The organism is Paenibacillus sp. Z6-24, from assembly GCF_054161335.1.
Map to the genome: position 1 here is coordinate 2,789,510 of NZ_CP096398.1, position 19,420 is coordinate 2,808,929.

General features: G+C 46.4%; 16 protein-coding genes. 6 read left to right on the forward strand and 10 right to left on the reverse strand.

Annotated elements, in window-relative coordinates; all coding sequences use genetic code 11:
- Positions 1 to 13: 13 nt before the first annotated feature.
- Together M1D61_RS12015 and M1D61_RS12020 are read right to left on the reverse strand one after the other, a co-directional pair.
- Positions 14 to 601: a TetR/AcrR family transcriptional regulator gene (locus tag M1D61_RS12015; RefSeq protein WP_458118754.1), complete on the reverse strand. Its 588-nt coding sequence runs from the start codon at positions 599 to 601 to the stop codon at positions 14 to 16.
- A 208-nt stretch (positions 602 to 809) separates the two neighbouring features.
- Positions 810 to 1,322 carry a mismatch-specific DNA-glycosylase gene (locus tag M1D61_RS12020; protein ID WP_458118756.1) on the reverse strand — a complete coding sequence of 171 codons (513 nt, stop codon included), beginning with the start codon at positions 1,320 to 1,322 and terminating at the stop codon, positions 810 to 812.
- Between the two features lie 187 nt (positions 1,323 to 1,509).
- Between M1D61_RS12020 and M1D61_RS12025 the strand changes: the two genes are divergently transcribed.
- Together M1D61_RS12025 and M1D61_RS12030 are read left to right on the forward strand one after the other, a co-directional pair.
- The gene (locus tag M1D61_RS12025; protein ID WP_458118758.1) at positions 1,510 to 1,965 is read left to right on the forward strand and encodes an IDEAL domain-containing protein; all 456 of its coding nucleotides are present in this window, start codon (positions 1,510 to 1,512) and stop codon (positions 1,963 to 1,965) included.
- 189 nt (positions 1,966 to 2,154) lie between these two features.
- Positions 2,155 to 2,577 (forward strand): DUF4190 domain-containing protein, encoded by a 423-nt coding sequence (locus M1D61_RS12030; protein WP_458118760.1) that lies wholly within the window; start codon positions 2,155 to 2,157, stop codon positions 2,575 to 2,577.
- Here the strand turns inward: M1D61_RS12030 and M1D61_RS12035 are convergent.
- The gene (locus M1D61_RS12035) at positions 2,574 to 3,440 is read right to left on the reverse strand and encodes a VOC family protein (RefSeq protein ID WP_458118762.1); all 867 of its coding nucleotides are present in this window, start codon (positions 3,438 to 3,440) and stop codon (positions 2,574 to 2,576) included. The two genes, M1D61_RS12030 and M1D61_RS12035, sit on opposite strands and share 4 nt — an antisense overlap.
- A 199-nt stretch (positions 3,441 to 3,639) precedes the next feature.
- Positions 3,640 to 4,557 (reverse strand): cellulose binding domain-containing protein, encoded by a 918-nt coding sequence (locus tag M1D61_RS12040; protein ID WP_458118764.1) that lies wholly within the window; start codon positions 4,555 to 4,557, stop codon positions 3,640 to 3,642.
- Positions 4,558 to 4,995: 438 nt separating this feature from the next.
- On the opposite strand from M1D61_RS12040, the gene M1D61_RS12045 reads away from it, so the two are divergent.
- Both M1D61_RS12045 and mprF read left to right on the forward strand, forming a co-directional pair.
- Positions 4,996 to 6,699 (forward strand): multicopper oxidase family protein, encoded by a 1,704-nt coding sequence (locus tag M1D61_RS12045; RefSeq protein WP_458118766.1) that lies wholly within the window; start codon positions 4,996 to 4,998, stop codon positions 6,697 to 6,699.
- A 315-nt stretch (positions 6,700 to 7,014) separates the two neighbouring features.
- A complete protein-coding gene (mprF, locus tag M1D61_RS12050; RefSeq protein ID WP_458118768.1) occupies positions 7,015 to 9,660 on the forward strand; it encodes a bifunctional lysylphosphatidylglycerol flippase/synthetase MprF in 2,646 nt (881 codons plus the stop codon).
- Between the two features lie 178 nt (positions 9,661 to 9,838).
- Here the strand turns inward: mprF and M1D61_RS12055 are convergent, their stop codons facing one another.
- Positions 9,839 to 10,384, reverse strand: coding sequence for a hypothetical protein (locus tag M1D61_RS12055; RefSeq protein ID WP_458118770.1), 546 nt, complete (start codon positions 10,382 to 10,384; stop codon positions 9,839 to 9,841).
- A 333-nt stretch (positions 10,385 to 10,717) separates the two neighbouring features.
- Positions 10,718 to 11,290, reverse strand: coding sequence for a hypothetical protein (locus M1D61_RS12060; RefSeq protein ID WP_458118772.1), 573 nt, complete (start codon positions 11,288 to 11,290; stop codon positions 10,718 to 10,720).
- 422 nt (positions 11,291 to 11,712) lie between these two features.
- Between M1D61_RS12060 and M1D61_RS12065 the strand changes: the two genes are divergently transcribed.
- Positions 11,713 to 12,060: a DUF3243 family protein gene (locus tag M1D61_RS12065; RefSeq protein WP_458118774.1), complete on the forward strand. Its 348-nt coding sequence runs from the start codon at positions 11,713 to 11,715 to the stop codon at positions 12,058 to 12,060.
- Between the two features lie 187 nt (positions 12,061 to 12,247).
- Here the strand turns inward: M1D61_RS12065 and M1D61_RS12070 are convergent, their stop codons facing one another.
- From M1D61_RS12070 to M1D61_RS12085, 4 genes are all read right to left on the reverse strand, one after another.
- On the reverse strand, positions 12,248 to 12,865 hold the full coding sequence (locus M1D61_RS12070) for an undecaprenyl-diphosphatase (protein WP_458118776.1): 618 nt from the start codon (positions 12,863 to 12,865) through the stop codon (positions 12,248 to 12,250).
- Positions 12,866 to 13,070: 205 nt separating this feature from the next.
- Positions 13,071 to 14,396: an amidohydrolase gene (locus M1D61_RS12075; RefSeq protein ID WP_458118778.1), complete on the reverse strand. Its 1,326-nt coding sequence runs from the start codon at positions 14,394 to 14,396 to the stop codon at positions 13,071 to 13,073.
- A 152-nt stretch (positions 14,397 to 14,548) separates the two neighbouring features.
- Complete coding sequence (locus M1D61_RS12080; RefSeq protein WP_458118780.1) at positions 14,549 to 15,898, reverse strand: response regulator transcription factor; 1,350 nt, start codon at positions 15,896 to 15,898, stop codon at positions 14,549 to 14,551.
- 310 nt (positions 15,899 to 16,208) lie between these two features.
- Positions 16,209 to 17,249 carry an NAD(P)/FAD-dependent oxidoreductase gene (locus M1D61_RS12085; protein WP_458118782.1) on the reverse strand — a complete coding sequence of 347 codons (1,041 nt, stop codon included), beginning with the start codon at positions 17,247 to 17,249 and terminating at the stop codon, positions 16,209 to 16,211.
- Positions 17,250 to 17,574: 325 nt separating this feature from the next.
- Here M1D61_RS12085 and cls point away from each other — a divergent pair, with 325 nt between their 5' ends.
- Positions 17,575 to 19,026, forward strand: coding sequence for a cardiolipin synthase (cls, locus tag M1D61_RS12090; protein ID WP_458118784.1), 1,452 nt, complete (start codon positions 17,575 to 17,577; stop codon positions 19,024 to 19,026).
- Positions 19,027 to 19,420: the final 394 nt, after the last annotated feature.

Genomic DNA, 19,420 nt, shown 5'->3' on the forward strand with positions numbered 1-19,420 from the left:
TATACTTATTTCTTTAGTGATTCATGGTTGCGCTCTTCATAACGACAGACAAATAGTCCGCTGCCGTGAGCATCGGTTCCTTGCTCTGATTGGTCAAGCTGATGATTAGAGCGCCCTCCATCATGGAAATCATCAGCAGTGCGGCCTCATTGGCTCTCTGCTTGGAAGCTCCCTCCTGCTCCAATTGTTCTGCAATAATCTGCTGCCAATCTGCAAATACATTTTGACAGGCCTGGCGCAGCTTATCGCTAATACAGGAAGTCTCTACTGCCGCCCAGAAGCTGAAAGGCAAAAAACCGGTATACTCTGCCTTCTCCGCATCCTCAGCCGTTTGATGAATAAAATAGCGAATCGCATCTCCCGTATTGTCATGCTTGGCAAATGTCTCCCTGAATTTATCCAGAATATGCTGATTGGTCTGCTGGATACACTCATGAGCCAGTTCTTCTTTGCCGCGCGGAAAATAATGATATAGCGAGCCCTTCGGCGTCTCACTCTCTTTAATGATCTGGCTAAGACCGGTAGCATGATATCCCTGTGAAAAGAAAAGTCTGGCTGCTGTATCGACAATCAGCTGTCTAGCATTCGACTTTTCACTCAATGGAATCACATCCTTCAAATTAATTATAACGATCGGTCTATATAATTAAAGCTTTTTCGAAAAGGATTGTCAATAACTATAAACTGGGAATTCCTTTTCACCGATGATACCTTAACAGCTGTTATATTTCCTGCAGACCTCTTTCCTGCCTGTTACTTTCCTTCATTAAATGCAATCAAAACGCAATTGGAATGGCAAAGGAAGATTCCTATTCATCTGCAGATAACCGCTCTCGTAACTGGCTATAAATATAAACAATATCATCCAGCGGAATACGTACCAAACCGCTCGACGATGGTGCTACAAATTCATGAATACCCGGCGTTATCGGCTCATCTTGGAATCCCCATAATGCCTGCTGGCGCTGGCTGTACTGAGTGTACACCCCTTTGCCGACAAAACAGGCAATCCGCGGCTGATACACGGACAGTTTATGACGCAGTTCTTTTCTGCCCTGACGGTATTCCTCCGGCAAAATATCCTCCGCCCCGCGGGTAGGCCGGGACACAATATTGGTAAATCCGTATCCAAGCTCCAGCAGATCTCCATCCTCTTCCGGATGATACAGACGCGGCGTAAGGCCTGCCCGGTACAGGATCTGCCAGAATCGATTGCGCGGATTGGCATAATGATGTCCCAATTCTCCGGAACGAAGACTTGGGTTGAATCCGATGAACAGAATGGAAAGATTGTGCTGAATATGATCTGCAATCGCTGGCATAACGTCACCTCTAACATTTACATCATTTTTTTATCTTTTTCGACAACATCACTATACAATATATAAGACTATTGACCGATATATTTATTCAATAAGCAAGAATTACCAAGTCGAAATTACCTTAATCTTGAATATGAACTTTAACATTCAGATCCCAAAACTATAATATTGAAAAGGAATGATTAGCATGATTAAATTAAACGAAGAGCAAATATATGCTGTCCTCCATAAACAATTGAACAGAAACTTTCCTGTACAAACCATGGAATTGCAATATCACATTGAAGCTGATGCCCGCCTGATCAATGAAACCGGCAGCGTCTCTCTGACGAATAAACATTACTGGGTTAAAGTAATGGACTGCATCTATCCAACTCATTCTCGTCCGATCCTGATGAGCGAAATCATCTACTTCCTCAGACAGGAGTACATGGACAGCACCATCCGCGTATTCATGGAACAGGACGCTGACGGCAAAGTATCCGCCACAGCTGAAATCTCCTTCCAGGATCAGGTCATTCTGGAATCCGATCAGCTCAAAAGCCTGATCGATCTGGCACTTGTTGTCAAAGACAAACAGTGGTTCGATGAGCTGACAGCCAGCTACCTGACCATGAATCGTTCCCTGCCAAGCTCGCTGTAATTATTCATATTACCCATACGGGACTTCTCCACACCGAGAAGTCCCGTATTTCTGTTTATTTCTTCATTATAAGTGCAATTTGAAATGCTTTTATAAAGAAATGTTGGTATTATGTAAAAGATGGTTGAATAGATACTAACATTCGTATTCAAAAAGCTTCATACATAACCTTACGAAGGAGGAATTACAATGGGACCTGAAGATCCGTATTCACGCCCACCGGGAAGTGGCATGCCCCCATATAATCAATATGATCCTTATCATCAGCAATATGGACCGGCACCCAATAATGGCAAGGCAATCGCCGCGCTGGTACTGGGAATTTCATCGATCGTATCGATTATGATTTTTCCGGGAATCGGAGTTATTCTTGGCATTCTCGCAATTATTTTTGCTGTTATCGCTATGAAAGAACTGCGGCATCGCTATCAGCAGGGACGCGGACTTGCGATTGGAGGACTGGTATGCGGAATCATCGGATTTGTCATTCATATTCTGGTCGTTCTGTTTATCGTGGTCATTATCGGAGCTTCCCTGGCCAGCTATTCGTCGGTCGGTTCGGATAACTGGGAACCGACCATTGAACAGAATGGTGACACCGACTTCTATTAAACCAATGCTGTATAAAAAAGAATCCGGATATTGCTAGGGTCCGTAACCCACAGGGCCGGCCCATCCTGCTCAGCCGGGATTCCTGCTGCCCGGAGCCGTTCAGCGACTTCATTGAGGAACTGACGATCCGGCAGCTGCAATGAATAGTAGTCCATACCTGTAGCGTTGGCCGGTGCCTTTGGTGCCCCAACGCCTGCCCAGGTATTGAGCCCCATATGGTGGTGATAACCTCCCGCCGATATAAAGGCGACCGAACGATTATCCGTCAGCATCATTTCAAAACCGAGGATATCCACATAAAATCGGCGCGCTTCCATGAGGTCAGATACATGAAAATGTACATGGCCTATTTTTGTGCCTGCAGGCAGTCCGTTCCACGCTTTGCCTTCTGCCAGTTCCAGCAGTCCATCCACATCAACAGGCTCTGTCCCCATCATCACATGGCCATGCTCATCCTTTTGCCAGGTGTCTCTCGGCCGGTCTGCATAAATCTCGATTCCATTGTTATCCGGGTCATTCAGATACAGTGCTTCGCTTACCAGATGATCTCCCTGGCCAATATTTTGTCGATGTTTCAGCAGATGGCGCAGAGCAATTCCCAGACTGACCCGATCCGGCAATAAAATAGCAAAATGATACAATCCGACAGTGGAATTCTGGGGCAGGATGATCGCATTAACAATTTCCTCAATAATGACAATCGGGTGTATTCCATCTGCTGACAGTTGAGCTGTTGTCTCATCCTGCTTCAGCACCTGCAGACCAATTACATCCGTATAATAAGCTATCGAGCGCTCCAACTGGCTGACTTTGATCTTGACCAGACCAATCTCCAGCGCAGGACTGATTACGTGAGTAGTCATAATGAATTCCTCTTCTCTATATTCACTTATTTTTTATAAGTATGTTAACATTTTGTAAGTAACTAATCAAGAATGTAATGAATAAAATATACTGAACCGCACGAGAGTGAAAAAAAGCAGGCAGTTTCCATGAGGGAAACGCCTGCTTTTTGATATCACATTTACAATGTGCCTGCGGCCGTATTTATTAAACTTTCACTTATTCTTCAGTTACACCCGGATCTTGTCCCCATACCGGTGCGCCCTGATAGTACAGCACAATGTGATTGTTATCGCTCATCGTTGTGCTGTTGTTAGAGGAGTAATCCGATACAGCTGAACCGCCGGAACGCTGGATCGTGAAGCTCATGTCGCCTGTCTCGCCACCAGCAGGAATGATACCGGCTTCTGCATTGAAGCGCAGCTCCAGGTAGCTGTCTGCACCTGTTTGAGGTTGTTCCATGTTCACGATGTACGGTTCTACATTGTTGGCACCAAAGCCAACATTGCCCATCGAGACATTTTTGGCTGTCAGGCCATTACCGCCTGTAAAGTAATAGCGGATGCGGACATCGCTCAAGTTTACATCTTCACTGCCTGTATTCATAATGTTGATCATCGGACGGATCGCACCGGAAGTGCTGCCGGATGGAGAGCTGGATCGCACCATCAGAGATTGTGCCGCATTGCCGGATTGAGCCATCGGTGCAGCTACAACTGGCATGGACATCTGGCTGATCTGTCCATCTCCATATACTGCATTAACAACGTAGCCATACACTTTGCCATTCATAACTGAAGTATCTGCATATACCGCATCGGTTACACCAGTTGTATGAACAGTGTACGTGTTGGCTGCTACGCTGTCATACGTATTGTTGACTACATCATATCGTCTCACATCATAGCTGACTGCTCCCTGTACAGGTGCCCATGTCAGTACAACCTGGTTGGAACCTGAACGCGCCTGCACGTTACTAGGTGCAGCAGGAGCAGATGTGTTGGTCCATGCAATATCATTGGCAACCACATTGCTTTCGATTGCCGCATGCGCGCTTGGCGCTGCCACAAAGCTTCCTCCTGCAGCAAAAATTGAAGCGGCTACCAGAATGGAAGCCTTTTTGGAATAATTAAACATTTCGTCATCTACCTCCGTATTGGAATAAGTTTGGGTTGTGCGATCATGCTGTTAAGTATTCGGCTCCGTACTTCTATGTTGGGGGCTGCTCTCTCTCCTCCTTTGCGGTTTATCCATCACCTTGAATCGGCCGGTTCAGTCAGCTGACACCAGCGCAAATTTAGAGCCCGGTGAGAGATTATTAAACAGTAATATAGCAAACAAAACACTTAGCAAGCTCAAATTATAACATTTTTGTTACCAGTTGCAGATAGACAGCAAGTTCTAATCGTCAATAAAATGACAATTCCATAAGTCCTACTCTTTCGCAATTTGAGGCATAATAGAATAGATAAGCCAGGTTTGTTTGTTTTACCCTGTACCCTGACTGTGTATTTTGGCCTAGTTTCCATTTCAATTTTATCCGATCCGTTTTTGTCTTCTTTTGGAGCAATCCGGATGGCATATTTATATATCAAGGGAGCGATGATGTTGCATTTCAAATCCGATTCTACATCTTTTCACTCTGCTCGTCCGTTTTCCTATCAGACGCTCAGCCTTCTGGTCATGCTGATGGCTGCTCTGCTGCTTATTGGAGGTTGCAGCAGTTCATCCCATACCGAGCAGCCTGCTGCTGCCGATTCATCCGATACCTCCATGTCCGGTCACTCCATGAATATGGATCACAGTGCTCATATGGGCACAACAACTGCTGCACCGGAAGGCAGCGTCACCGCCAAGCCGGCAGACATCACTACCGAACAGCAGACATTGACCGGCAAGGAAATTACCCTTACTGCACGTAAAGCCCATTTGGAGATTGAGAAAGGCAAATATTTGCCCGTCTGGACCTTCAACGGCTCCGTGCCCGGTCCACAGATTGAAGTGACCCAGGGAGATACCGTTACCGTTCATCTCAAAAATGAACTAGATGTGCCTGTCTCCATTCATTTCCACGGGGTCGTACTGCCGGTCGCCATGGATGGTGTACCTGGCGTCACCCAGGATGCTGTTCAGCCTGGAGGTACATTTACCTACACTTTCAAAGCGGTTTATGCCGGAACGTACTGGTATCATTCCCATCAGGACAGCCTGAACCAGATTGGCAAGGGTTTATACGGTACCTTTATAGTCAAAAATAAAAATGCTGAGTTGGCAGACGTCGATCGTACGCTGGTGCTGGATGAATGGAATGATCCAAATACCCATGCTCCCGATCGCGAAGCCAATACGGCTGCACTCAGCAGCAATATGGGCATGTATAATATCTATACCATCAACGGACGCAGCGGTGACAGTATCGAACCGGTGCGTACGCATCCCGGTGAGCAGGTGCGTCTTCGCTTCGTTAATGCAGGCAATATGACTCAGCTGCTTTACATTAATCAGCCCGCCTACCGCGTCGTATCGTCCGATGGCGAGGATATTAACGATCCGCAGATGCTCAGATATGGACTGATCCGTATCGCACCCGGTGAACGCTATGATGTGGAATTCAGAGCCAGCCAACCGGGCGTACAGGTAATAGGAACAGTGGGCGATTCTGACTTTGCACGCTCCATACGTATACCTGTTGTGACCGAGACGGGTTCTGACACATGGACCGATCAGCAAATTAATGATCAGATAAACAGCCAGCAGGCCAAGCTCACGACCGAGATCGTCTCCGGCTGGCCCGAACTTGATCTTACCCGTTACGGCAAGCCTGCCTCCTCAACGTTCAATCTGCATCAATCCTATGATCAGGATTATCAGATGACGCTCAATATGGGAGTCAGCGATGGACAGACCATGTATACAATCAATGACAAGGCCTATCCCAAAGCAGACAATATGACCGTCAAGACCGGAGATACGGTAAAGATCACCATGACCAATAAATCCGTAAACGAAGATCATCCCATGCATCTGCACGGTCATATTTTCCAGGTATTATCCAAAAATGGTCAGCCGGTCTCCGGTTCTCCACTCTGGAAAGATACACTGAACATGCGGCCGGGCGAAACGTATACAATCGCTCTGCTGGCAGACAATCCAGGGATCTGGATGTTCCACTGCCATGAACTGCACCATGCGTCGATGGGAATGATGATTGATCTGGTCTATGAGGACTACACTTCCACCTATAAGCCGGATCCGCAGGCCCATAACATTTCTGAATGATCCTGCTGCCGTGACCTGACAGTTATTACATTTATGTAGCAAAAAAGCAGGCGTCCTGTTCTATGATAGAGAATGTCTCTATTACTAGGGTAGGACGTTTTTGTGTTAATGATGCAACAAAATAACATTTTCTGTGTAATACATAATGGGAATTGGAACGAAAGCATCACAAAATGTTTTTCAGATACCGATGTAGTATGATAGTAAGTATCTGAAATATTCAGATTACAGAGATGTGCTATATCAATTGTTACATGAATATATTCTTTTAAGATGAACCCTAATCATATCTATAAAGGTGGAGTTAAATACCCCATGAGAGAGTCTTTACGCAAACTTAAGATCCTGCAGCTGTTGACTGCCTTATTCAGGGCCAGAATTATCAAAATACTTATTCCCCTGATTATCCTTGCTGTTATTTATGTGCAAGGACGAAAAGAAATCGAACATATTAATCTGGCCAGTGTGTTCTTTGAACTGCGTCATATGCCTCCGTCCGCGATTATTCAGATTCTGATCGCTTCCTTTGTTGCGGTATCGGTGATGAGTACGTATGATTACCTGCTGCGTCATCATTTCAAACTGGATGTGAACTGGAAGGCCACTTTCCGTTACGCCTGGATCGCCAATACGTTCAATAACATGATTGGATTTGCCGGACTTACCGGTGTCGGTCTGCGTACAATTCTGTACAAGAAAAGCGGCATACCGATGAAAACGATGGGAGCAGCGGTGCTGTTTCTTTCTCCGATGATACTGGTGGGCCTGTCGCTGCTCGGCTGGCTGACCATTGTCGGTGTCTTCCCGGCTGAGCCGCTATTCAACAGCCACCCATGGCTGCGCTGGGCGGTATGGGGAATTTCCCTGTATCTGCCGTTCTTTCTACTGATGCAGCGTTCATCCCTGTTTGCCAAATGGTTCCACAAAGGAGAAGGCAAGCTTCCCTGGAAAGTCATTATCGCTTCGTTGATAGCCTCCTTTCTGGAATGGGCCTGTGCCGGTCTGTTGTTCTGGATCGTTATCTATCACGATCTGGCCCATCTGCCACTGCAGGATACGATTGGTGTGTATATCGTTGCAGCAATTGCCGGTATTATCAGTATGGCACCAGGCGGTATCGGGGCATTTGACCTGACAGCCCTGCTTGGTCTGCAGTCTCTCGGTGTTGATACGACCCCTGCGATTACCGCCCTTCTGCTATTTCGTATTTTCTACTTCCTGGTCCCGTGGCTGATCGGTCTGGTACTGGCAGCCTTCGAGATTACACCAAGCCGCAAGCAGATGAAGGAGATGGTGACGACCGGTTATGATGCTTCACGCAGTGTCTGGCTCAAATTCTGGGGTTGGCCATCACAGTTTGGTTTCCTAGGTGACCTGGGTGCATGGGCACTCGGCAAGCTGGTACTCGCCAGCGGCATTATTTTGCTGCTATCCGCAGCAACACCGGGACTGATCGAGCGTCTGCGGTTTATGGAACATATTCTGTCGCTGCCGATTATGCGTTTTTCCGAACAGCTGTCGGTGGTGATTGGTATTATGCTGATTATCGTCTCCCGTGCGATTTCTATGCGAATCCGGCGCGCCTTTGTATGGACGGCCGGGCTGCTGCTTGCGGGTGCGATCTTTACCTTTGCCAAAGGATTCGATTATGAAGAAGCGATCATTTTGCTGGTCGTTGCTATGATTTTGTGGGTATCCCGGGCTCGATTTAACCGGGAAAGCGTGAGCATTGCGCCGCGGAATATCGTGATCTGGATCGTTCTGGCCTCTGTCTCGTCCCTGTCCTATTATATAGTCGGTACACAGATTCATCCTGCGCTGCTGCGTCATCTACCGCTGCGCGCCCAGCAATGGTTCCTGGACCCGCATGAATATGCGATTACCGCCGCGGTTGGTTTTATCGGAGCTCTTGTCCTGCTGGCAGCCATCTTTGCACTGCGTCCGAATCGTCATATCGAGGATCGTCCAACGCCGGAGGAGATGGATAAGTTCACTGCCTTCCTGCAAAAGGAACAGGGAAATCTGCTTACCCATCTGCTGTATCTAGGTGACAAGTCATTCTACTGGGCACAAAATGACCAGATTCTGATCCCTTATGCACGCGTCCGAGATAAGCTGGTCGTGCTCGGAGATCCGATCGGTGAGAAAAGTTTGGTCGGTGCTGCCATTCAGGAGTTCCAGCGTTATGCGGATCATTTTGCGCTAACCGTCGTCTTTTACCAGGCGGCACCGGAATATCTGTCCATTTATCATGAAAATGGCTATAATTTCTTCAAACTGGGTGAAGAGGCACTGGTGCCTCTCGATAAATTCACATTATCCGGCAAAAGCAATCAGGGTCTGCGTACTGCCAAAAACAAATCCGAGCGCGAGGGTCAACAGTTCGAAGTCCTGCAGCCACCATTCTCATCCGAACTGCTGGCAGAACTGCGTGTTATCTCTGATGAGTGGCTTGGAGACCGCAAAGAGAAAGCCTATTCTCTAGGCTGGTTTAATGAACATTATATTCAACAGTCCCCAATTGCCCTGCTGCGTGATGCGGAGCATCAAATTCTGGCTTTTGCTACCCTGGCACCGGCTTATGATAATCACAGGGTGATCTCGATCGATCTAATGCGCCATTTGAATGATACACCGAACGGTACGATGGATGTGCTGTTTGTCCGTCTGATTGAATGGGCCAAGGAAAGCGGATATGCCTACTTTAATCTTGGTATGTCCCCGCTCTCCAGCGTTGGAGAGAATATGAATGCCCACAGGGAAGAGAAACTTGCCCGGCTGGTTTTCCAGTACGGAGGTCACTGGTACGGATTTGAAGGTCTTCGCCGCTATAAGGAGAAATTCTCGCCAGAATGGGAAGGACGCTATCTGGCTTACCCGGCAGGCATCCCGCTTCCGATTCTCACGATTGATCTGGTACGATTGGTATCCCGTAGACCGCGTCCGGTCGAGACGTTATAGCAAGCAAATTCAGGTGTCACGAATAAATTGACTTTCACCTATATCACCTATATGAGTATACAAAAGAACCCCTTGATCCGCGTTGGCAGATCAAGGGGTTCTTTTTGCATTTATGCTGGTTCCAAGCATTTGCCTGCTTGACTGCTAATGCCGGAATCTGGTCCATTACAGTCCGAAATTATTTGGATTGCTCTACTTCCACAATAGTTCTCAGCTTCGTAGTTGCATCACCAGGGATCGGTTTTTCCGTATACTTGAAAGTGATCTCGGAGCCTTCTTTTATTTTGCTCATCGCGCTCTGTACGCTGTCATTCAGCTGATATACTACAGGAGTACCATCTACCATAATCTCGGCAGAATGCTCATCTGCAAGCCCGGAGAATGTACCGGCAGCAACCTGAGTCTCCGCATTGGCAGTTGTATCGTCCCCTGCTGCCGTATCGGTTGTACCTTTGGTCGTACCTTCACTGGTTGTACCGTCATCCGTCTTCGGAGCCGTTTCATTACCGGTTGCAGCTTTACTGCTGTCTTCCGGCGTCGTCGTTGTGGCTGGTGCCGCTGGGGCCTGCTCGGTCACTTCAGCTTCTGTACTGGTGGTCGGAGCCGGAGCTGCAGCTGGCTGCTGTTCTGCCTTATTGCCACAGGCTGCCAAAAGCAGTACCCCTGCAAGCAGGATAAATGCAAATGGAATTCGTTTGAACAATGATTGCTTATTTAGTTGCATCGTTAATGCACCTCCTCAATAGTGTAACGCATCTTCAAGCCAAAAGTTGCAGCAAACGGCTGCATGACAAGAGAGCCTCTACTAAAATCATAACAGATTTCAGCCCGGTAATAAAACTTACATATGCTCTCCTGTCATTCACAATGACCCTTGTTGCTTTTTCATCAAAAAAGGAATCGCCAGAGCCGGCTACAGAAGATTGCGCCAGAGTAACGATTCCTTAGGTCAAATAACAGTAAACCTCTTAAATCAAATAATAAACCTATTGCAATCATCCACATTCACGCTTTCTGGTCGGCAGGTATCAGACAATCTTTCCTTCCAACCGCCGATTCAAGGGATGAATTGCTGAACGATTTTCACAACCGCTCCATCCTTGACGGTAATATGATACGGGAACACCGTTGGATCCAGCAAATCCGGCTTTTTGAAAATGGCATTCAGCTTGGACATGCTCACCGGTTCATTCCATTTGGTATCAATATCTTCCCAGCGACCGGTATGATCGTAAATCTGCATCAATACTTGTGCATTTGCTGGAGCTGTATAATTAAAGGTTGTTGTATCGGTATTGGTAATGTAGTAACCGTCTGGCGCACCATCAATGCCGCTGTCCGGATTTTCTTTGGTAAATACTTTGTTGGCCGCTTCGCCGGTGTACCAGTTAATCGGATCAATCGTAAGATCGAATCCACCATTACTGTCACGTTTGATTTCGTTAATGAATACGGTGTACGTTCCATCTGCCGGAGTGGTATCTTCGGCATACGTATTCTGATATACACTCTGAATTACAGTTGAGGCCTCAGCTGTACTGACCGCTCCGGTCTGACTCAAGCTGCCCGAAGTCAAAAAGATTAAAGAAGCAGCACCCGCTCCAAAAATTCCCATCATTGTTTTAATCATCGCTGCATCTCCCCTTCTAATTGGTCAGTCAGCAGTATCGGCTGACAATAACCTGTTGCTTGTGATTGGCATACCATTCATTCGGTATGGATTTCCGCTGAGCTTTAAGCGGTGTGTAACTCTTATTAACCAGATTGCCTTTTTCAAGAACCATTCAATTTTTTCCAATTCGTATTTTTATTAATAAAATTAAGATAAAATAGCGTTCCGACCACATCTGTTTCTTGCTTGCTTCCTAACCCTACTATATACGGATATGAGCTTGAAAAAGTTGCAATAATGTTAATACTGATTTACAAAATTAATACCTAGTCTTAAAACCTTGTTATACAGGGATTTTCTATAGCTTCCGATTCGTTATTGAGATGATGGTTATATATATGAGGGAAGCCAAATTACAATTTTTGAGGAGGAATTACATCATGTCAGAACAACCACATGTCGTGAACAAAGCCGGACAAGTGTCCACTGATCAGGTAGAACCGGTAATGGATAGAATCAGTGACGAACGCAAGAAACAGATTCTGGACGATTTTGAAAACTTCAAATCCTACCTCGGCAAGCGTATTCGTATGGCAGAAAGCATCGGACTTAGTGAAGAAAGCATGGCCAAAGTTGCGCAGAAGATCGCAGACTATCTTGCCAAGCACGAAGAACCACAAAACAGCGAAGAAAAATTGCTGTATGAACTATGGAAAGTCGGCGATGAAGACCAACGCCATAAACTGGCACACATGCTGGTGCGCATGGTACAGGCGGAAAAAGCCTAATATCAATTCCTACCCGTCAGGTAACAACAAGGTTCTCATACAATCTATTATCTGAACGATCAGGTACATGGTTGAATAAGAGTTTTCTTTCTTTACGGTACATCAGCAACAATAAAACCCAAATCTGTCTAACCGGCATGGTGTCGGCTGCAGATTTGGGTTTTATTTGGATTAATGTTAAATAGCGTTAGCGATGCATGGAATGATGGCGGCTGCGTTTTCTATAGCGTGGCCATATTTTCATTTCCAGACGTTCATATCCGTAAATGCCCAGCTCCATCAGACTATTAGCCAGCGAGATACGTGCAAACATCCGGTGCACGAGTACCGATACGAGCACACCAATCAATGCACCGGCCAATACGTCACCCGGATAATGGACACCGGTCCATACCCGGCTGAGCGCAATGCCTGCGGCCAGCACCAACCACATCCATCCATCACGACGCCGAAACTGCCATATGGTCATCGCAATGACAAAAGACCCCAACGAATGCGTACTCGGAAAGGAAGCATTGGCTTCATGGTGCACCAACTGAATAACCTCATGGGTAACAAACGGCCGCTCTCTGTAAAATAATTCTCCAAGTATCCAGTTAACCGTGACTCCAATAGCAGCGGATACCAGCGCTTCCGTAATCATTCTCCGATTCGCCCGTGCACGCGTAAACCAGTATACAACCGCTCCAATCATAAACAGCAGCACTGCATATTTGGAAAGGAAAATCATTAACGGATTCCAGAAGGCAGCATGACTTGCCCCTCCATTAATCCATCGAAAAATCTCATAGTCCAGCTCTGACATGTTCTGTGATTACCTCCTGTTGTTGAATGTCCTATGCACCTATGTACTTCAGGCGTCTATGCAGCGATAGTCGCTTTTACCGTTAGCTAGTTTAACACTTTTGTTAACCCAGTGTAAAATTTACACAAATCAATACAGCCGGATTCCCCGCTGACGAGTAATCCGGCTGTATTTTCATATTTGCATTTATTCCTCAAGCGGATGATCAAATGCCTGCTACAATCCGCTTTGCTCTTGTCCCTGCCTCTTCCAGCACTTTCGCTTCGTCCAGGGTAAGCAGCTGCCGGTTACGCATTAGCAACTGGCCGTTTACGATAGTTGTATGCACATCTCCTCCTACAGCTGCATAAGCGAGTGTCGAGTAGAGATGATGTACAGGCTGCAGATGGGGCTGGAGCAGATTGATCATAATTATATCCGCCTTTTTGCCGGATTCCAGTGTGCCTGTCTCATGATCGAGGCCGAGCAGTCTTGCACTCCCGACAGTTGCCAGCTGTAGAGCTTCATAAGCAGACAGTCGGGTCGGATCGCCATAATCGAGCTTTTGCATCCATGCCGCAGCCTTGATCTCGACGAACATATCCAGTGTAGTCGCACTTCCGGCACCATCCGTGCCCAGCCCTATCGTAATGCCCTGCTGCTGTAAAGCTACAACCGGTGCAATACCGCAGCCAAGCTTCAGATTACTGACAGGGTTATGCACGACTCCTCCTCGCATTCCGCGCAAATAACCAATATCACGGTGATTCAGATGCACGCCATGGGCCAACATTACATGGAGTGTTTCGAACAGTCCCAGCTGATACAGGTACTCTGCCGGCGTCTGCCGGTATCGCTCCCGGATGATGGATACTTCCTCAACTGTCTCTGCCAGATGGATATGAACAGGCCGGTCATACTGTTCAGCCAAAGCGATAATCTCGCGTATCCTCTCCGGCGGACAGGTATAAGGCGCATGAGGACCGAACATGGTCGTAATCCGCCCGTCTGCTGCTCCCTGCCAGCGCTGCACCAGATCAACCGCTTCCACGATCCGCTCCTCCGCACGATCATCACCGAAGACAAGCCCGCGTGTCAGGGAAGCCCTCATCCCGGTCTCTTCAACAGCAGAAGCGATCTCATTCATATGAATGTACATATCGGCAAATGTCGTTGTACCCGAGCGAATCATCTCGATCATGGACAGCTTACTGCCCCAGTAGATATCCTCGGCCGTCATTCGTGCTTCTGCCGGGAACATTTTTTGCTCGAGCCAGTCCATCAGCTTCAAATCATCCGAGAAGCCTTTGAGCAGGTTCATCGGAGTATGCTGGTGGGCATTGATCAGTCCGGGCATTACAGCCATACCTCTGCCATCAATGATCTGTCCTTCTTTCTCATGAGGTACATAATCTGAATAAGGTTCTCCGCTTGTTTGTGCCGGGACAATCGCTTCAATCCGGTCTCCATGGATAATAATATCTCCTTGAAATGGCTCCGGATAAGTACTGCACATGGTGATAATAGTGGCATTGCGAATTCGTATACTCAACTGAATCTCCTCCAATTTTCTTTTGATGGATGGGTGTATGAATGTCTTAAACGAAGAATAGACCTTGACGTAACGTCAAGGTCAACAATTATTTATTGTTTACGACTTTCTTGCAGGATAAAGTCACCAAGATGAATTTTGGGCTTACCAATCTAGGCCTGGAGCTGTTTGAATTCGCTTGGACTGATGCCATAGTATTTTTTGAAAATTTTGCTGAAGTGCTCTGGAGATTCATAACCAACCTTGTCAGCCACTTCATAGCGGCGTAGATCGGTACTCGTCAGCAGTTCACGGCTTTCCTCCATGCGCAGCTTGATTACGTACTCCCATAACTTGAACCCGGTATATTTTTTGAACAGATAGCTCAGATAATTGGGGCTCACATGATTTTTTCGAGCCACTTCGTGGATGGTCAGCCCTTTCTGATTATAGTAATTATCGATATAGGATTTGACCTGGGAGACGATCAGGTTGTTACGCAGGCATTCCGTTTCGGCCTCTGCTGTCGGCCGGATTGTTTTCCAGTGATATTTACCATAATAAAATACATAATGATCCTGATACTCATGATGCAAATCAATTGCACGATCCGTCTGCATATTCAGCTGGCTCAAAAAATGAATGCCTTTCAGAATCTGGCTGATGCCAATCACGCAGGGAATACGCAGGAATTTATGAATATGAAAATGCAGACTCTGACCGAGCGCTTCCAGCTGGCGGATAATATGGGACATCCGATCGGCCGCATCCGTCTCTCTCCATTGGAAAATAATGCTTAGTTCCTTGTCTCCCGACTCGAAAATAAGCGTGTTTTCCTGGTCTTCCACTTCCAGCAGTTCCTCGGTCACATTCCATATCGCATAACAAAGCCACCGGTAATCCTCCGGCTGTCCGGTACTCCCGGCAAACTGGATGCCGTCGAAATTCATTTTCAGCATTGCATAATAGGGGCCTTTCAGCGCTATATACTGCTGCAGTTGTTTCTGCTCTTCAAATTGGATCGAGTCGGTCAGCAGCTTGCTCAGCAGCTCATATTCCTGCTCTGACAATCGTTCCATTTTAAAACGGGCAAAGCCTGCAGGGACGGTATACAGCGACTGACCTTCACTCCGCTCGGCGGCAGCCGGTTTATCCAGATGAATAAGCACTTCTCGGATCGAGTCGAGGAACTGCGCAGAGTCCAGCGGCTTGATGAGATAATTGCGCACACCGAGCCTGATGGCCGTCTGGGCATATTCAAATTGTTCATGCGCGGATATGACGATCAGCTGGATATCCGGCTGCTGCATCCGAATCTGCTGCATGAGTTCAATACCGCCCAAATCACGTGTATGTATATCACTGATCAGCAGATCAATATGATAGGCACGGGCATAAGTAATCGCTTCCTTTCCGCTGGAAGTTGTATAGATATGTCCTATATTCAGACCGGAGGACATCATTAATTTCATCAAAAGCTGAATCATCATTGGTTCTTTATCAACAATTAGAATGTTATACATAGTACAACCTCCCGGGATGTAATATAGATGCATTAATTCCATAGTATTACATTTAATCCTATCCTTAATATAACAGAAGTTTAAGCGCTTTAATATAATAAACATTTAAATTCCGTTTTTAGGTATCACTTACTATGTAGAGATCCGATTTTCTATCTGGCGACTGCCGGCAGCCATATTGCTTTATATTTGGATGCTGTATTTTGTTATGGCCCGATTAACACAACCAAAAGCCTGACCTCAGGAAGGTCAGGCTTTGATCGATGTCAGCCGCAGATTATCCATTCAGCCGCAACAATGAATTTCTAAATTATGCTCTTATCGGCTGCTGCTCCAGCTGACGGTTCTTTTCTGCAAATTTCTTGTTATGTGAAGATACATAGGCCTGATCATACGCTTCAGGCTCCAGATGTTTTTTTACACTGTTCACGGCGGTTGCCCCATCTACCAGCGCGCCGCTGATCAGATGCAGCTTGCCATCATAATGAATTAGATCGCCGGCTGCAAATACACCGGGCAAATTGGTCTGCCGCTTCTCGTCAACCACAGGCTTGCCATGGTCATCCATCTTGATTCCCCAGTTGAGCAGCGGACTGAGATCGGTCGTCAGCCCGTGATTAACAATAACCGCATCAACAGACAAAATCTCCTGTTCACCGGTCTCGATATGAGTAATCGTCACTTCTTCGACCAGGCTTCCTTTTCCCTGAAGCCCGGTCAGTTCATAGGACGTGAGCACCCGGGAACAGTTCTGCTTCATCTGGAGCACATTGCGTTCATGACCGCCAAACTCTTCGCGGCGATGCACTACCGTAATACTCGCAGCAAGCGGCTGCAGTGCATTCGCCCAGTCTACCGCCGAATTGCCTCCACCGGAGATTACGACATGTTTACCGGCAAACACATTCAGTTCCTGCACCGTATAATGAAGATTGGTTACCTCATAGCGGTCTGCTCCGGCAAGCTCCAGCTTGCGCATTTTGGGAATGCCATGTCCCATTGCAAGAATCACTGTTCGGGTATAATGGACTTCACCGGTGTGGGACAGCAGTACAATCGTGCCATCCGGCTGGCGTTCCAAGCGGGTAATCTGCTGATTCAATACAACAGTCGGTTCGAATACCATTGCCTGCTCTGTCAAATTGCGAATCAGACCTTCTCCGCTGATCGGCGGTACTCCGCCCACATCCCAGATGATTTTCTCGGGATACATCAGTATTTTCCCACCCAGTGTTGGATTGTATTCAATAATCTTGGTCTTCAGATCACGCATTCCACTGTAAAATGCACTATATAAACCGGCCGGGCCGCCTCCTATTATCGTTACATCATATAATTCGAGTTGCTGCATTAGTAGGTAAACCTCCTCATGTTCATGCAATATTGAGACTGAGATGATAGACCGATACATTCTCCGGCAGCTGCCAATCATCAGCTTATGTATTCAGAAATCATTTATAAATGATAATGATTATCATTATAGATTAGTGCAGGTGGAGATGCAATATAAAGCTTTCTGGTCGATGAATGGCTGCCTTCCTGTGACGCTGTTATCCTGCAGGAGATACAATATAAACTTTTATATTTTTTAGTGTGTAATATTGTTTTTTTTGGTATGCTGTTTGGTGAACTGTTTATTTATAATCTACTACGTTAATTAAGGTGGGACGCTGGGAATGGCCGATTTTTATGCGAATTTCTCCTGGATTTTACTTGCTATCAACCTTTTTCTGGCACTGTTCATCGTATTTCTGGAGCGGCGTAATGTGGGAGCGACCTGGGCCTGGTTGATGGTACTGCTCTTTATCCCGATTGCCGGCTTCCTCGTCTATATGTTTCTCGGGCAGAATCTTAGCCGTGTCAAAAGGTTTCGCTTGCGCAAAGAATTCCGATCCATTATTGAATCGGTGGTTGAGGATCAGCGGATTGAATTCAAGGAAAAAAGATTCAAATTCAATGATTCATCCATCAGTCGCTATCATGAGCTGGTACATCTTCATCTAATCAGCAATTATTCCCTGTATACGCAGGATAATGCGGTACGCATCTTTGCGGATGGCCGGGAGAAATTCGATGCCCTTTTTGAAGACATTGCGAGGGCTCAGGAATATATTCACATTCAGTATTATATTATTCAGAAAGATGATCTTGGTCGCAGGCTGCTGGATGCGCTGACCGCCAAAGCGCTTGAAGGCGTAACCGTCCGGCTGATCTATGATGCCTGGGGCAGCTCCAAAGTGAACAAGTCTTTCCTCAAAGAGTTTGTGGCTGCAGGAGGTCATGCCGCCGCCTTTTTCCCGCCAAGCATTCCCCTGATCAACTTCAAAGTTAATTACCGCAACCACCGCAAAGTCGTGATTATCGATGGGCTGGTCGGCTATGTCGGCGGCTTCAATGTCGGAGATGAGTACCTGGGTCTGGTGGAAAAGTTCGGTTACTGGCGCGATACCCATCTGCGGGTGGAAGGTTCGGCCATTTTGGAAATGCAGACGCATTTCCTGCGTGACTGGCATCTGGCTCTCAATACGCATATGTCCGGTGATTATTCACTGTTCGCGGTATCCAAACCTTTTACCGGAAATATTGGAATGCAGATTGTATCCAGCGGCCCGGACAGCAGTCTGGAGACGATCAAATATTCCTATATCAAAATGATGTATGAAGCCAAAGAAAGCATTATGATTCAGACTCCTTATTTTATTCCGGATGAAAGTATGGTCACTGCGATGAAGTCGGCGATTCTTTCCGGAGTACAGGTACATCTGATGATTCCAAAGAAACCGGATCACCAGATGGTCTACTGGGCATCCTACTCGTATTTACGTGAACTGTTGGAACTGGATGCACACTGCTATTTGTACGAAAAAGGATTTTTGCATGCCAAGACAATGGTGATTGATGGCAAAATCGCTTCGGTCGGTACAGCGAATATGGATATTCGCAGTTACAAGCTGAATTTTGAAATTAATGCCGTAATTTACGACAGTCAGACAGCCAAGCAGCTGGAAGATTTGTTCCTCAAAGATATCCTGGACAGCCAGGTACTCACGCTGACCGATTATAATAATCGTCCGCTTTATCAGAAAACCGTGGAGTCTTTTGCACGTCTATTATCCCCGATTCTATAGAGGATTTGATGTGAAATTTTAGTGAGTATGTTCTGACGAGTATAGGATCAACGTGTTACCGTTACCACCTTTGCAAAAGTTTGACCAAAGCGCTATCCGGCCGGAATGGAAGGCAGATAGCGCTTTTTTATAGTCTGAAAAGATTGTGTATCAAACGTGCAGACGGCATTGCATTTTGAATTCTAACTGGCGTTCCCTACTGAAATGCATCTTATTTCTTTTCTTAATTTTTGATTATGGATAAAGATCTTAACTTTCTTTTTTCTTGATAAATGTAGATTAGGCGACTCTAGGAGTATGGGATATGCAGATATGTTCTAGGTTCCTATTTTTAATTTTCCTTTTTTGTGAATTTTTCATATAATGAAATAATTATTATAGATTAAAATTTGTA